Below are 13,330 nucleotides of genomic sequence, written 5' to 3'. Positions count from 1 at the left end.
TTAAGTTAGTTGGATAACTAACTTAAATTATACAGAAAAATCAGATAAAACAAAAGGAAGAAAAGCCAACATTCAACTTTTCTTCCTTTTATGTTTACCTTTAGCTTTCACTGTCACTGATTCACAAGGTGTATAGTATATTTGAGGTGTCGCCTTATCAACAAACATCATAAACGTAATGAAGCCGATAATAAAGAAAATAAACAACGTTAACAAAATTGCTCCTATCGTTAAAAGTATCATAACACCACCCCTATATTTTTCATGTTATTACACTTTTCGCTATTATATGAGCGTAATCCTTTTTAGAAAAAGAAACGTAACAAAATAATCACAATCACTCCTGTTAATACTGTACCTAGCAAACTACGAGTATATATCGCGACAAGAAATGTTGGAATTGCTGCGATAAGGTAATCCCACTGCATCGTCTCATGCATAAATAAAACTTGCGCTAAAAGTGCTGCTAATATCGCGATTGGTATGTAATTTAACCATTTTAAACCCCAGTCTGGAATTTGTAGTTTGCTAAATACGAGTAGAGGTAAAATACGTGGCACGAGTGTGACAGCTCCTGCTGCTAATAAAAGTAATAATACGTCTAGTCTCATTTCCATTTTTCAATCACCACTCCAATCGTCGCAGCTAGTAATGTTGCGATAATAACCGCTATACTATCTGGCATAAATAAGTGCGAAACGTACGCAATTATAATTGCTACAATTGCAACAGTAAGATGAATTGCCAGTTTCGGTTTACTACTTATGAGCTGAAGTACAAATAACCCGATAAACATTGCTGGTAATGCATAATCCATGCCGTACGTATGCGGATCTGGTATCCACTCACCAAACAGCCCACCGATAATAGTAGCAAGAATCCAGTTTAAATAAGCCGTTACATTTAGCCCAATCATCCACCTTTCGCCTAAATATCCTTTTTGCGCTGCATGCTGCACTGCAACACCGAACGTTTCATCTGTAATTTGCGAACCAATTAGTAAGTTTTTAAATAGAGGCAGTTTCGTAAAGTACGGCGCAAGTGCAGCACTCATAAGAAGGTGGCGCAAGTTAACAAAAAATACAGTAAAAATAATTGCGGAAGCAGGAGCACCAGCTGCATACATACCAGCTAATATAAATTGGGCAGAACCTGCATAAATTAAAGTGGACATAAACGCAATTTCAATGATGGAGAAACCTGCTGTTTTTGCAATTACACCAGCTGCTATACCGATGCTTAAATAACCAAATACAGTTGGTAAACAATCTTTTACTCCTTGCTGAAATGTATCATCGCTTTGCAAAGCTACATGTGCCTCGGCTTTACTCATCCTTATTATCCTCCATTCCTTTTAAAGTTCGTTTTCCTGTTACGACATGAACTAAATCTATATTTTCACGCCATAACGTATCTAACTTATCAGCTCCAAATTCCTTCGTAATTTCTTCAACCATAATATCGTGTCGCACATACTCTGTAGCAACGAGAACTAGAGCTGGGTCATACGTTGTAACAGCCCATGAAGTGCTATCATTTGAGAAGTTCGCAATTAATACTTCTTCCCCGTCACGCGCGATTACAGTTAAATGACCACCCATTCTCTTTTCAACAACGTGAGGCGTCATATAATTATGATGAAACGTCGCGCCTATTTTTGTTTTGGGAGCGCCAAATAAGATTGAAAATATATGTACACCTTCCTCTTCCTTTTGATGAATGTATGGCTCAATTTCATGCACTTGATCTTCCCATACAGAAATCCATAACTCTTCCTTCGCTCTATTAATTATATTGCATATTTCCTTCAAAACACGATCATTTGAGCGAATATGCGAAATTACATCTATTTGTCGCTCTTGTTCTAAACCATTTAATTTCTCATCTAAAAATCCAAAGGACTTTTCAAAGTCTTTTCGCATTCGATTCATTAATTCGGTAGCTGGTACTGGTACATATTTCACTGGTTCAGAAGGTACAATATGTACCGCTCCTTTATCCATTAACTTACCGAGTACCTCGTAAATCATAGAACGAGGTACTCCTGTTTGTTTACTCACTTCATAACCTGTTACTGGGGAATGTTTCAGTAGTCCAATATACGCTTTACATTCGTACTGGGAAAAACCCAGCTTTTGTAATTCCTTTATAATTTCATCCATCAGTACCCCTCACAATCTATATAACTCTCATTTCAAAACAATGTATGCACGTTAGTAGTTATTAGTATACCTACTAATATAAAAAAACAGACCTATAAAGTCAATTGATAATTCTGAAATTTAAATCAAAAACAAAAAAGACTTCCGCTAACGGAAGTCCTTTATCTCAATATTTCATTCGCTTCTTTTTCATAAATTTTATCAAATGAAGTCATAACACGTTGTGATGCTGAAATCATTCTTTGATCCGTCATAAGATCTGCCATCTCTTTCGTCATATCTACATTTGAATTTTCTAGCATATGGTTTTTTACTAAGCCTGTTCCGTTCGGTAAATCAGCAATGTTTCCTTCTGCTAGTGTAAAGCTTTTGTTTTCTCTTTGCATTAGACGAGCATTTGCTTCTGCATCTACTGTTTTTGTTTGCAGGCGAGCAATATTATTTTGTGTTACTTCATCATATAATGTACCATCTGCTTGTACAGCTACCTTTGCTCCTTCAGGAATACGAATACGTTCATTATTCTCTCCCATAACAAAAGCACCAGATGATGTTTGCAAGTAACGATCACTATTTATTGTAAAACTACCATCTCTCGTTAAAAATGTTTCATCGTTTTTAGATGTAACGAAAAATGATGTTGTACCGGCTGCACCGTCATCTAAAAAGAAATCTGTAGCACTATTTGTCATTTGTATATTTCCCTGTACTAAGTTCAGATGCGTTGCGGCTGGCACTACAGCATAATCGACTGAGCCAATATTTGTTACAGCCCCATCTCCGCGGCGATATGTGTCTTGTACATCAAAGACTTTGGAAGTCATATTTTCTGCTTTAAATCCTGTCGTTTGAGCATTTGCAACGTTATTCGAATGAACATTAATACGCTGCATGTAATTCATCATACCCATAGAACCTATATAAAGACCGTTCATACTCGTTTGAATAAGGCAGTTGCCTTATCCTTCACCTCTTTTCTATGATGTTTGCAACATTTGTTTCGCTAAATGTTCAGCTGTAGCGATATGTATGTTTTTCTTTACATCTTGTCCGTCTGTCATTAATACAATTGGAGCTGATGACACTGCTGGAATTTTCAATAACTCACCACTACTTGCTGTTTCATCAAATTTCGTAAATACGATACCATCAATATGAATATCTTTAAAGTTCGTAATGATTTCGATCATATCTTTACTTTTCATCGAAGCTGATAACGTTAAACAAATATAATCTGGCTCTACTTGTCCCATCGTTTCAATCATTTCTTCCACTGTTTCTGACGCACGATAATTTTTTCCGGCTGTATCAATTAAAATATAATCGACGCGTGCTTCTTCTTTAAAATACGTAAGCGCTCTTGTCATTGCAGCTTCATCACGAACAGCGATTACTTCAAAACCAATTGTCTTTACGTAATCTTGCAGCTGCTGAACTGTCCCAATGCGAGAATGGTCGGTCGTAATGAAACCAACCGTTTTTTTCTTACCGTGAAACTGCCACGCCATTTTCGCAAGCGTCGTCGTTTTTCCAACACCAGTTGGACCGATTAATGCAATTGTTTGCACTTCTTTTTCAAATACGTTTTCTGTGTTGAAATGAGATCTCATATCTTCCAATATATATTCGATCACTTCTTCTTCTGTAATCATCGTCGCATTCTCAAACTTCACTTTTAACTTTTCAGCATATGCATGAATGAAGTATTGTTCTACATCGTTTTGCTCTAGCATGCGAATTACTTTTTGAATAATAAATGGTACAGATTCTTGCTTTTCTTTTTTTACAACTACTTCTTCTTTCTTGACAGGAACGACTTTCTTCACAGCTTTTTGCTTTTTCGTTTCTTCCGTCTGTTTCACAACGACGATTCCTTTTTCAAACAACTTTAATAGTTTCTCTTTCTTTCTTGCCCATTCTTCACTATTTCCTGTTTGCATCGTCGCGTATGACATAGGAGTCGTCACGTTTTCTAAATTGTGCAGTACCGATTGAATTCCGTTCGCCTTCATAATTTGTTCTGAAGGATCATTCACAACATCCATTAATTGTTCATGAAATTGAGCTGTTCCTTCGTTCACTTCTTCCTGTTTATCCTCTGGAAAAGCAACTAACATTTCATAATTCTTTTTCCAAAAAAACGGGATATTTCGCTTTACACTTTCATCGACAACGTAATAATAATCTGTACCATATTGGTCAAATAACTTTCGATACAATTCATTTTTCGAAGCTGCTTTTATTCGCATTAACGCTTCTTTCTTTTCTGTACTTTCCATTACTTCACCCCCTACTATTCAATATAGGCAATTTGATCTACAACAATTTCTGGTGCTAATTCGCTAATACAAAGTACTTGTGCTTCTACTTGATAGCGCTCAAGAAGTCTTACAATCGCAAATCTGAAATCTTTTCTACGCGTTAATAATACTGGTTCTCTTCCCATTAAACGAGCTTGTTTAAAGACACGCTGTACTTGCTCAACGACTCGCGTTTCTAAATCTAAATCCCAGTTTAATAAATAACCTTGATAAGAATTGTTCACAACGTCTGCATCTAACTCAATTGAATCTGAGAAGAGCGCCGCATATATTTTACCGTCAGGATTTTTCGCATTTTCACAAATAACTTTTGAAATACATTCACGGACGAATGACGTTACGCCGTCAACATGGTTTTGATAAATTTCTTTTCCGTCAATAATACCTTCAATAATGGTTGGTAAATCACGAATAGAAATACCTTCTTTTAGCAATTGTTTAATAACATTTTGAACGAGTGATAAGTCGATTTCTTTCTTCTTAATCTCTTCTAATAAAACGCCGTTATCATTTTCAAGGGAGTTAATTAAGTCTTTTACATGTTGACGCTGAATTAACTCATGAAGATTACGTCTAACGACAACATCTAAATGCGTAATTAATATGCTAAGTGGCTCTAATACTTGATAGCCTTTCATTTGTGCATCTTGTACCATATGCTCTAAAATCCAATATCCATCCTCGCCGAAAATTGGATCTTTCGCTGGTTCTGCATCTAAATCGGCCATTACGTTCGGTGTTTTCAGTGCTAATAAGTAACCTGATTTCAAAACTCCTTCAGCTGCCTTCGCACCTTTAATACGAATAATGTAACGTCCGCGTGGTCTAAAACTCGTATTATCTTTAAAGTTAATTCCAGGAACGTTAATACCAAGGTCGGTAATAATCGACTTCCTCATAAGAACAACTTTATCACGGGCTGTTTCTCCGTTAATTTTTTGCTTTACAAGTGCTGCTAAATCTAAACCGAGTTCTACAATAATTGGATATTTATCTGTAAATACACCAAATGAATCTTCCACTTGTTGCAGTTGCTCATCTTCGCCTTGAATCATTTCTATTTCTTTTTGAAGCTCTTCTTCTTTTTCTTTCTTAATTCGGTTTTTATTACGAATTCCTAAGAAGATAATTGTTCCACCAACGAGTGCGAATGGTAGAAATGGTAGCGGCGTAAAAATACCCATTGCGATAAATAAGCCACCGAGCGCATAGACAACGACTTCATGCGCTAATAACTCTTTAAAGATGCCTTCGGTTACCGTATCTGGTGAACCGTCAAATACACGCGTTACGATAATACCTGTTGAAATCGCAAGCATTAATGAACCGATTTGGTTTACAATTCCGTCACCGACAGTTAACTGCGTGTAATGAAGAGCTGCTTCAGCAAAGCTCATTCCTTGCTGCATCATTCCGACAATTAAACCGAAAATAATGTTTACGAATAAAATGACGATCCCGAAAATAACGTCCCCTTTAATGAACTTCCCAGCACCATCCATCGCTCCGTAAAACTCTGTTTCCATATTTAATTTCTTTCGTTTCGCCTGTGCATCTTTTTCAGTAATAATACGCTGGTTTAAATCCGCATCGATTGACATTTGTTTCCCTGGTAAAGAATCAAGTGTAAAACGTGCTGCAACTTCAGCTGTACGAGATGCACCGTTTGCAACGATAAACTGGAATATGATTAATACTGTAAAAATAACGATACCAATTAATAAGTTTCCGCCAATTACGAACTGGCCAAACTCTTCAATAACATGTCCGGCATTTCCGTCTGTCAAAATCGCTCGCGTCGTCGATACGTTAATCGATACGCGGAAAATCCCGATTAATAACAACATCGTCGGAAATGACTTTAATTCATCCCACTCGTTAATACTTGTCGCTCGCATATAAATAAGCACTGACATACTTAGTAGAAAAACGATAATGATATCAAGTATAAATGGTGGAAGTGGAATTAAGAGCGCCACTACGAATGACGCTGCTAAAAAGATAGAAAAATAGGTTCTTGCAGAATCTATCTTAAACAAAGAGATCTCCTCCAAACGCGCTATTATACTTCAAGTTCATTCGTTTGAATTAAATAGCGCATAACTTCAATTACAGCTACGTATAAATCTTCTGGAATCGCCATATCTTCCTCGACTTGATAATATAATGAACGAGCAAGCGGACGGTTTTCCACCATTGGTATTTCTTGTTCACGGGCGAGCGTTCGTATATATAATGCGAGCTCATCTTCCCCTTTTGCAACGACAATTGGTGCTGCATCAACGTGTTTATTGTACCTGAGTACGACTGAAATATGAGTCGGGTTGTTTACAATAAACGTTGCGCCATCCATCTTCTTCGCAATTGTTCCTTGCAATATGGCGTGCATAAAGTTTTTTCGTTTTCCCTTTACTTGCGGGTCTCCTTCATTATCTTTATGCTCTTGTTTTACTTCTTCTTTTTTCATCTTAATATCTTGTTCGTACTCCCACTTTTGATATATAAAATCAATAATAGAAAGAACGATTAATATAATTAAAATAGCTAAAAAGATAAATTTTATTTGCCTAATAATTTCAGTAAGTGACGCAGTCCAGTTAAATCCAATCATACTCACGATTGTCTCTAAATTCTTTTTAAAGAGAACGTAAGCGACGTAACCGATTAATCCCATATAAAACAGTGATTTCAAAATATCTACTAAACTTTTACGACTAAACAATCTCGTAAAATAGTTTTTTGGGTTAATACGTGATGCTTTCGGCTTAATGACTTTAGAAGAAAATAAGAAACCGACTTGAATCATATAATTGAATAAATGAAAAGCGTATACGAGTATTAATATCGGCGCTGATACTTTTAGTAGTAAAATCCCCATTAAATAAAAATACTCGGTCGAATCTGTATTTTTTCCAATTTGATCAAACAGCACCGATACAGAATTGGCAATCTCAAACCCTAGCCAATCTCCAAAAAAGTAAACGACAACTGCTAATACAAGTATGGAAAATAAATTATTTAAATCTTTACTCCGGGCAATATTCCCTTCTTCACGCGATTTCTTACGCTTCTGCGGGGTGGCCTTTTCTGTTTTATTATCCTTTGCCATGCGCGTCCCCCTACTTCGTTAAGAAAAAGTTAAATAGTTTCGTATATTCCTCAAGCAATACATCCGTCATATTTTTAAACACATAACCGAGCATCGGTACACTCATTGCAATAAACAAAATACCACACGTAATTTTAATAACATACGCATTCATAAAAACGTTTAATTGCGGAGCGTTTTTTGCGATTAAAATTAAAACAAAGTTAATGATGAATAAACTTCCCATAAGCGGAAGAGCAATTTCAACCGCTGATGTGATCGCAAATAATAACGTTGCGAGTAGACTATCTAAAAAACTAGTCGTCAGCAATTTTGAAATCGCCTCTGTATATTGAAACGACTTTAAAATCGTGGCAACGAAATAATTAATGCCGCCAAGTGAAATAAAAATAATAAGAAAAAATATATCAAAAATGGTTGATAGTAAAGTAGACTGTGAGCCTGCATTTACATCAAACAAACTTGCTTGTGATAAACCGATATCAAAGTCTAAAATATGCCCGGCCATTTTTGGAATGTTCCACAGCATTTCTACAATTTTTGAAAGCGATAATCCAATTACAATTTGCGTACCTGCATAAGCTGCAACGTCCCAAACTGTCTTAATGTGAGAGACATCAACTTGATCGGCCACTGTAATGGATAGAGCAAGTCCAACTGTAACCTTCGCCATCGCTGGAATGGATCGACCTGAGAAAAACGGTAAAAAATATAAAAATGAAGTAATGCGGCAAAACGCAAAAAACGTCGCCGCCCATAATTCCATATTCATTTCAGTCCACCTATCTTAGTACGAACGCAATAGCGATGGAATTTTATCAAATAAATCTAAAATAAGCGTCGTTAACTCTTGAAACATCCACGGACCTAAAATGATAATAACGAGTACAATACTCGCCATTTTCGGTAAAAACGTCAGCGTTTGCTCTTGAATTTGCATCATCGCCATAATGACTGCGATGATAATAACGACAATCATACTTACGCCGGCAACCGGCATTAAAATCATAACCCCTTTATAAAAAAAAGTTTGAAAAATATCTATAATTGGTGACGTATTCATTTATATGACTCCTATCACATAGCATCAAACGCTTCAGGCGACCGTTTTAAACATAATGTCGACAATTTTTGTATATCCACCTAAATATACGAAAACGAGTATTTTAAACGGTAAACTTAAAATCATCGGCGGTACCATCATCATCCCGAGGTACATTAAAAGTGTACTAATAATCAAATCTATAAATACAAACGCTAAATAAATGAACATCCCCGTTAACAATCCTTTTTGAATTTGCGTTAACGTAAAGGATGGTACGAGCGTAAATAAGGAAAGATCTTTTAAATCTTTCGGTAACTCTTCTCCGCGCACTTTCAGCATCATCTTTAAATCATGCTTATACGTATGCTTTGACATATACTCTTTCATAATCGGCGCTGTCGTCTCCGCAGCTTGGCTTACCGTTATTTTCTCTTTCGTCATCGGATCCCACACATCGCTCTTTAGCTGCCCAAGCACAGGCTGCATCGTAAAGAGTGATAAAAATAAGGCAAGTCCAACAAGTACTTGGTTCGGTGGTAAATTCATTACCCCAAGTCCTTGACGCGTAATTCCAAGAACGATCATAAAATAAGTAAAATGTGTAAATAATAGAACGATAGATGAAGATAATGATAAAAGGGTAACGAGTGCAAATAATTGTACACTTGAATTACTCGTAAACTCTTTTCCATTTTCGAAATTAATAAAACCGTTTTGGGCCGCATACGCTGGATTTACAAAAATAATTGAAAAAACGATAGAAAATACGAAAATAACGGCTAATAATGATAACTGTTTCTTTATTCTCATGATGGATCCTCTACTTTTTTCGTTTCACTCTTCACCGCGTCTTCTAGCGCTTGTTGAAACTGATTTCCTGTTCCTGTTAATTGCACAGATTGTACACCGTTATTACTAATAACAGTGAATACTTGCTTGCCGTCTACTTCAAATAAAAAGGCACTCGTTTGATGATTTAAATAAACGCCGTCTTTCACTTGAATGTGGCCATTTTCACCTTGTTTAAAAAACTGCTGTTTGCGCGTCTTTTTCGTCATATAATATGCACCGTAACCGAGCGCACCAAACAGTAAAACGACTTGAAATAAGGTCGTCATATACGACATATGACTCCTCCTCTACTCTTTATCTTGCATTTGACTTTGCGCTTTCATAAGCGCAGCTTGCTTCTTGTCAGCTTCAATTTCAGAAATGATAATACCGAACTTCTCGTCCATTACGATCGCTTCTCCAATGCCGACTTTCATATTACTTAAATACACATCTACTTTATGTCCTAAGTTTTTCTCTACTTCCAGAACATCGCCCACTTTTAACTCTTTCACATCACCAAGCGTAATAGATGTTTTCCCAAGCTTTACACCAAGTTCAATCGAAATATCCGAAACGGTATCAATATGTGCTTTACTTGTTTCATTTCGCTTCCCTGCAAATTCTTCTAATCCCATTAATGACACAGGAGATACTTCATGCTTCATATGGATCCTCCTACTCTACAAAACTTTTAAATAAGAGCGCCTTACGCGTTCCATCTTTTCCAATAAAACAATTAAATTTATGTTTTCCATCTACAAACCCAAGCAATTCATCCGAAACTTTCGTATGAAGCGGGATAATATCGCCTTCTTCAATTTGTTCAATCTCACCCATTGTCATCTTCTGCTCACCAATCGCAACGTGAACTGGTTTATACACTTGATTTACTTTCACTTCTACTTCAGATGTATACTTTTTACGCTTATCCGAAGAATGTTCGACAATATTTTCAGACGTTAACTTATCCATAATTTCTTCAACCGATAAGAATGGAATCCCAATACGAACTGTCGTATTCCAAAAATCCGTTTTCATATTTACGTTCAGTAATGAAATAATATCACTCGCTGTCGTAATCTTAAGTGCATTCGGATCTGTCTCTGTCGTTACAAATGTCGGTTTAATCGCTACAACACTTTCAAATGATTGCTCTAAATTTTTGCATAGAAGCGCAAAAATATTATCAAGCGTTAAAAACTCGAACGCAGTTAATGGTCTACGCATCGTAAAATTACGTTTACTATCTCCGCCAAGCCAGCACTCATGAATGTAAATAACAAATGCTAAATCAATCTCAATAACAATTTCTCCAAGCTCTGGAAGCCCGAGATCAATGACGCAATATAAATAATAATCTTTCGGCATTTTCTCCACGTATTCACTTGTAAATGGAACTTGCTCCACTGTCGAAGGCTCTAAGTCAATCGGAATACGCATACGCGCTGACAACGTCTGTGACGTCTGTTTACCAAACGTAGAAGCAATCGCTTGCAAACTACGTAAATGTTCAACACCGAACTTCTCTGGTCTATTAAAATCATACTCTTGAAATTTATCTTGCTTCCCTGCTTCTTGTGCGAAAGCTGGCATTTCCTCGCCTTCATTTACCGCCTTCAGCAGGGCATCAATTTGCTCTTGGCTTAATTTATCGCCACTCATGAAAATCCCCTTCCCTACCTTTTCAATTCAACGATTTCAACGTACATTTTTCCATTCTTCGTCAAAATCTTTCCGGTTCCAATCTCTTCATTCTCAAGCATAAGACGCACCGTATTTTTCGTTGAATTTTCAAGACGATACAATGTACCTTTCGTAATATGAAGCAGATCTTCAATTTTCTTTTTCGTATTTCCGATTTCAAAATAAATTGTTAACGGAATATCATCTTGTAATTTCAAATCTAGCCAACTCCCATATCATGTTCACGAAAATTTCATGTTCTCTCTATATAATGAAATCTCTTATTTTGAAACGTCGATATTTAATATTTTTTTAATATATCCTTGCGTTTCTTTAAATGGAGGTACGCCTCCGTACTTTCTCACATTACCAGGACCAGCATTATAAGAAGCAAGCGCCAATACTAAGTCACCGTTATTTTTCTTTAAATAACCGCTTAACTCTTTCACACCGCCTTCAATACTTTCAGCTGGTGAAAATGGATTTTTTATACCCATCTCTTTTACATTCGCCGGCATAAGCTGCATAAGGCCCATCGCCCCTGCATGAGACACCGTTTTCGGATTAAAATCAGACTCTACTTCAATCATTTTTTGAATTAACGTTTTCGGAATTCCGTATGTACGACTTACTCTATCTATAATATCCTCATACTTCCCTTCATTTGAAGAACGTATTTTTTGAATATTATACTTCTTCGTTAATCCCCACGTATCAACAGCCTCATTTTTCGTTTCCGGGAAACGTCGTTCAAACTCTTTTTGCGCGACTTGCACATCATCGGCTTTCTTCGTTTCAGGCTTTTCTTCCGGCTTACTTACTTCCTCTACTTTATGAATAGATGCTTCCGGTTTATTCACAACCGCTTCTATTTTCGTAGATTGTACCGGCTGACTCATATCCTCTACTTTTGCCGCCTGCGTAGTAGCCTTCGTCTCCTTCATAGGCTCGCTTTGCAACTTTTCTTGAAAACGACTACTAACGAAAGCCTGCGGACTACTTAACTTTTGCTGAAACTGTCCTTTTTTATATGCAAGTACTTCTTTTACTATATTTCCAACTATCATAATATCACCTTTTCGGTAAACAAAGATAATCTAATATTAGAGTTTTTTCGTAAAGTTTGCAATAATCCTTTGCAATAAAAAAATGAATAGATTGTTAAACTGCTATTTTTCCATATTCATTAATTACAATTATTCGTTGACACGATATATACCACGGATTACAATTAATTCGAAATCGATTTTTTTGCATATTTACGTTTATTAATTAACAGAAAAATCAATATAAAAAAATGGGGGTTCTTTACATGAGAATTAATACAAACATTAATAGCATGCGTACACAAGAGTACATGCGTCAAAACCAAGAAAAAATGAACACTTCTATGAACCGTTTATCTAGCGGTAAGCGCATTAACAGTGCAGCTGACGATGCGGCTGGTTTAGCTATCGCTACTCGTATGCGTGCTAAAGAAAACGGTTTAGGTGTTGCTTCTCGTAACACACAAGATGGTATTTCTTTAATCCGTACGGCTGATTCTGCTTTAAACTCTGTTTCTAACATTTTACTTCGTATGCGTGATCTTGCTGTTCAATCTGCTAATGGTACGAACTCTGGTGATGACCGTGCAGCTACGCAAAAAGAGTTCCAACAATTAAAAGATCAAATTGACTATATTGCAGACAATACTGCCTTTAATGGTACAACTTTATTAAATAATGCTTCTGGTAAAGTATCCATTAAAACTTACGATGATGGTGGAGCTGCTAATATTGATATCAATCTTACTAGTGTTAAGAAAACTGCTTTAAAAGACTCTGCAAATAACACATTAGACTCTCTTACAGTTGCCCAAGATACAACTGCAAAAGCAGCCATAACTTCAATCGATGATATGATAAAAGGCATCGCAACAAGCCGTGCTGATCTTGGGGCTACTTTAAACCGTCTTGATTTCAACGTTGCTAACTTAAATAGCCAAGCTAGCAGTATGGCTTCTTCTGCTTCTCAAATTGAGGATGCTGACATGGCAAAAGAAATGTCTGAGATGACGAAGTTCAAAATCTTGAACGAAGCTGGCATTAGCATGCTTTCTCAAGCGAACCAAACTCCTCAAATGGTTTCTAAATTATTACAATAATTTTTTATATATAAATTCTGGAAACCTTTT

General features: G+C 36.4%; 17 protein-coding genes. 1 reads left to right on the top strand and 16 read right to left on the bottom strand.

The genetic code is table 11. From position 1 onward, the window contains the following. Positions 1-72 precede the first annotated feature (72 nt). From AC2CGR_RS03780 to AC2CGR_RS03705, 16 genes are all read right to left on the bottom strand, one after another. Positions 73-243: a DUF3951 domain-containing protein gene (locus AC2CGR_RS03780; protein WP_000602230.1), complete on the bottom strand. Its 171-nt coding sequence runs from the start codon at positions 241-243 to the stop codon at positions 73-75. 62 nt (positions 244-305) lie between these two features. Further along, positions 306-617: an AzlD domain-containing protein gene (locus AC2CGR_RS03775; protein WP_000425942.1), complete on the bottom strand. Its 312-nt coding sequence runs from the start codon at positions 615-617 to the stop codon at positions 306-308. Beyond that, positions 608-1,333 carry an AzlC family ABC transporter permease gene (locus tag AC2CGR_RS03770; protein ID WP_000029966.1) on the bottom strand — a complete coding sequence of 242 codons (726 nt, stop codon included), beginning with the start codon at positions 1,331-1,333 and terminating at the stop codon, positions 608-610. Before AC2CGR_RS03770 ends, AC2CGR_RS03775 begins: the two co-directional genes overlap by 10 nt. After that, positions 1,326-2,162, bottom strand: a complete 837-nt coding sequence (locus AC2CGR_RS03765) for a TrmB family transcriptional regulator (protein ID WP_484480534.1) — start codon at positions 2,160-2,162, stop codon at positions 1,326-1,328. The genes AC2CGR_RS03770 and AC2CGR_RS03765 overlap by 8 nt, the downstream gene beginning before the upstream one ends. 161 nt (positions 2,163-2,323) lie before the next feature. After that, positions 2,324-3,097: a flagellar basal-body rod protein FlgG gene (locus tag AC2CGR_RS03760; protein ID WP_484480533.1), complete on the bottom strand. Its 774-nt coding sequence runs from the start codon at positions 3,095-3,097 to the stop codon at positions 2,324-2,326. Between the two features lie 42 nt (positions 3,098-3,139). Continuing rightward, positions 3,140-4,441 carry a flagellar biosynthesis GTPase FlhF gene (gene flhF / locus AC2CGR_RS03755; RefSeq protein WP_484480532.1) on the bottom strand — a complete coding sequence of 434 codons (1,302 nt, stop codon included), beginning with the start codon at positions 4,439-4,441 and terminating at the stop codon, positions 3,140-3,142. Positions 4,442-4,455: 14 nt separating this feature from the next. Beyond that, on the bottom strand, positions 4,456-6,522 hold the full coding sequence (flhA, locus tag AC2CGR_RS03750) for a flagellar biosynthesis protein FlhA (protein WP_484480531.1): 2,067 nt from the start codon (positions 6,520-6,522) through the stop codon (positions 4,456-4,458). A 23-nt stretch (positions 6,523-6,545) separates the two neighbouring features. Beyond that, a complete protein-coding gene (gene flhB / locus AC2CGR_RS03745; RefSeq protein WP_001030102.1) occupies positions 6,546-7,592 on the bottom strand; it encodes a flagellar type III secretion system protein FlhB in 1,047 nt (348 codons plus the stop codon). Positions 7,593-7,602: 10 nt separating this feature from the next. Continuing rightward, complete coding sequence (locus AC2CGR_RS03740) at positions 7,603-8,364, bottom strand: flagellar biosynthetic protein FliR (RefSeq protein ID WP_001055718.1); 762 nt, start codon at positions 8,362-8,364, stop codon at positions 7,603-7,605. Positions 8,365-8,379: 15 nt separating this feature from the next. Beyond that, positions 8,380-8,655 (bottom strand): flagellar biosynthetic protein FliQ, encoded by a 276-nt coding sequence (locus AC2CGR_RS03735; protein ID WP_001098085.1) that lies wholly within the window; start codon positions 8,653-8,655, stop codon positions 8,380-8,382. A 33-nt stretch (positions 8,656-8,688) separates the two neighbouring features. Next, the gene (locus AC2CGR_RS03730; RefSeq protein WP_001220586.1) at positions 8,689-9,447 is read right to left on the bottom strand and encodes a flagellar type III secretion system pore protein FliP; all 759 of its coding nucleotides are present in this window, start codon (positions 9,445-9,447) and stop codon (positions 8,689-8,691) included. Beyond that, entirely contained in the window at positions 9,444-9,764 is a 321-nt protein-coding gene (locus tag AC2CGR_RS03725) for a hypothetical protein (RefSeq protein ID WP_000121176.1), read from the bottom strand. The genes AC2CGR_RS03730 and AC2CGR_RS03725 overlap by 4 nt, the downstream gene beginning before the upstream one ends. 12 nt (positions 9,765-9,776) lie before the next feature. Next, positions 9,777-10,136 (bottom strand): flagellar motor switch protein FliN, encoded by a 360-nt coding sequence (fliN, locus tag AC2CGR_RS03720; RefSeq protein ID WP_000680027.1) that lies wholly within the window; start codon positions 10,134-10,136, stop codon positions 9,777-9,779. Positions 10,137-10,146: 10 nt separating this feature from the next. Continuing rightward, positions 10,147-11,133, bottom strand: coding sequence for a flagellar motor switch protein FliM (gene fliM, locus AC2CGR_RS03715; RefSeq protein ID WP_000012187.1), 987 nt, complete (start codon positions 11,131-11,133; stop codon positions 10,147-10,149). A gap of 14 nt (positions 11,134-11,147) precedes the next feature. Next, positions 11,148-11,372 (bottom strand): flagellar motor switch protein FliN, encoded by a 225-nt coding sequence (locus tag AC2CGR_RS03710; protein ID WP_000775712.1) that lies wholly within the window; start codon positions 11,370-11,372, stop codon positions 11,148-11,150. Positions 11,373-11,435: 63 nt separating this feature from the next. Next, the gene (locus tag AC2CGR_RS03705) at positions 11,436-12,221 is read right to left on the bottom strand and encodes a lytic transglycosylase domain-containing protein (protein WP_484480530.1); all 786 of its coding nucleotides are present in this window, start codon (positions 12,219-12,221) and stop codon (positions 11,436-11,438) included. 245 nt (positions 12,222-12,466) lie between these two features. Between AC2CGR_RS03705 and AC2CGR_RS03700 the strand changes: the two genes are divergently transcribed. Further along, on the top strand, positions 12,467-13,300 hold the full coding sequence (locus AC2CGR_RS03700) for a flagellin N-terminal helical domain-containing protein (protein ID WP_484480529.1): 834 nt from the start codon (positions 12,467-12,469) through the stop codon (positions 13,298-13,300). Positions 13,301-13,330: the final 30 nt, after the last annotated feature.

It is taken from the genome of Bacillus sp. LSHTCR4, assembly GCF_057197025.1.
This window is presented reverse-complemented; position numbering and strand designations above follow the sequence as displayed.

Excerpts from the sequence above, each read along its gene's own strand:
- AC2CGR_RS03780 (WP_000602230.1), bottom strand. The coding sequence starts at position 243 with ATGATACTTTTAACGATAGGAGCAATTTTGTTAACGTTGTTTATTTTC.
- AC2CGR_RS03775 (WP_000425942.1), bottom strand. The coding sequence starts at position 617 with ATGGAAATGAGACTAGACGTATTATTACTTTTATTAGCAGCAGGAGCT.
- AC2CGR_RS03770 (WP_000029966.1), bottom strand. The coding sequence starts at position 1,333 with ATGAGTAAAGCCGAGGCACATGTAGCTTTGCAAAGCGATGATACATTT.
- AC2CGR_RS03765 (WP_484480534.1), bottom strand. The coding sequence starts at position 2,162 with ATGGATGAAATTATAAAGGAATTACAAAAGCTGGGTTTTTCCCAGTAC.
- AC2CGR_RS03760 (WP_484480533.1), bottom strand. The coding sequence starts at position 3,097 with ATGAACGGTCTTTATATAGGTTCTATGGGTATGATGAATTACATGCAG.
- flhF (WP_484480532.1), bottom strand. The coding sequence starts at position 4,441 with ATGGAAAGTACAGAAAAGAAAGAAGCGTTAATGCGAATAAAAGCAGCT.
- flhB (WP_001030102.1), bottom strand. The coding sequence starts at position 7,592 with ATGGCAAAGGATAATAAAACAGAAAAGGCCACCCCGCAGAAGCGTAAG.
- AC2CGR_RS03740 (WP_001055718.1), bottom strand. The coding sequence starts at position 8,364 with ATGAATATGGAATTATGGGCGGCGACGTTTTTTGCGTTTTGCCGCATT.
- AC2CGR_RS03735 (WP_001098085.1), bottom strand. The coding sequence starts at position 8,655 with ATGAATACGTCACCAATTATAGATATTTTTCAAACTTTTTTTTATAAA.
- AC2CGR_RS03730 (WP_001220586.1), bottom strand. The coding sequence starts at position 9,447 with ATGAGAATAAAGAAACAGTTATCATTATTAGCCGTTATTTTCGTATTT.
- AC2CGR_RS03725 (WP_000121176.1), bottom strand. The coding sequence starts at position 9,764 with ATGTCGTATATGACGACCTTATTTCAAGTCGTTTTACTGTTTGGTGCG.
- fliN (WP_000680027.1), bottom strand. The coding sequence starts at position 10,136 with ATGAAGCATGAAGTATCTCCTGTGTCATTAATGGGATTAGAAGAATTT.
- fliM (WP_000012187.1), bottom strand. The coding sequence starts at position 11,133 with ATGAGTGGCGATAAATTAAGCCAAGAGCAAATTGATGCCCTGCTGAAG.
- AC2CGR_RS03705 (WP_484480530.1), bottom strand. The coding sequence starts at position 12,221 with ATGATAGTTGGAAATATAGTAAAAGAAGTACTTGCATATAAAAAAGGA.
- AC2CGR_RS03700 (WP_484480529.1), top strand. The coding sequence starts at position 12,467 with ATGAGAATTAATACAAACATTAATAGCATGCGTACACAAGAGTACATG.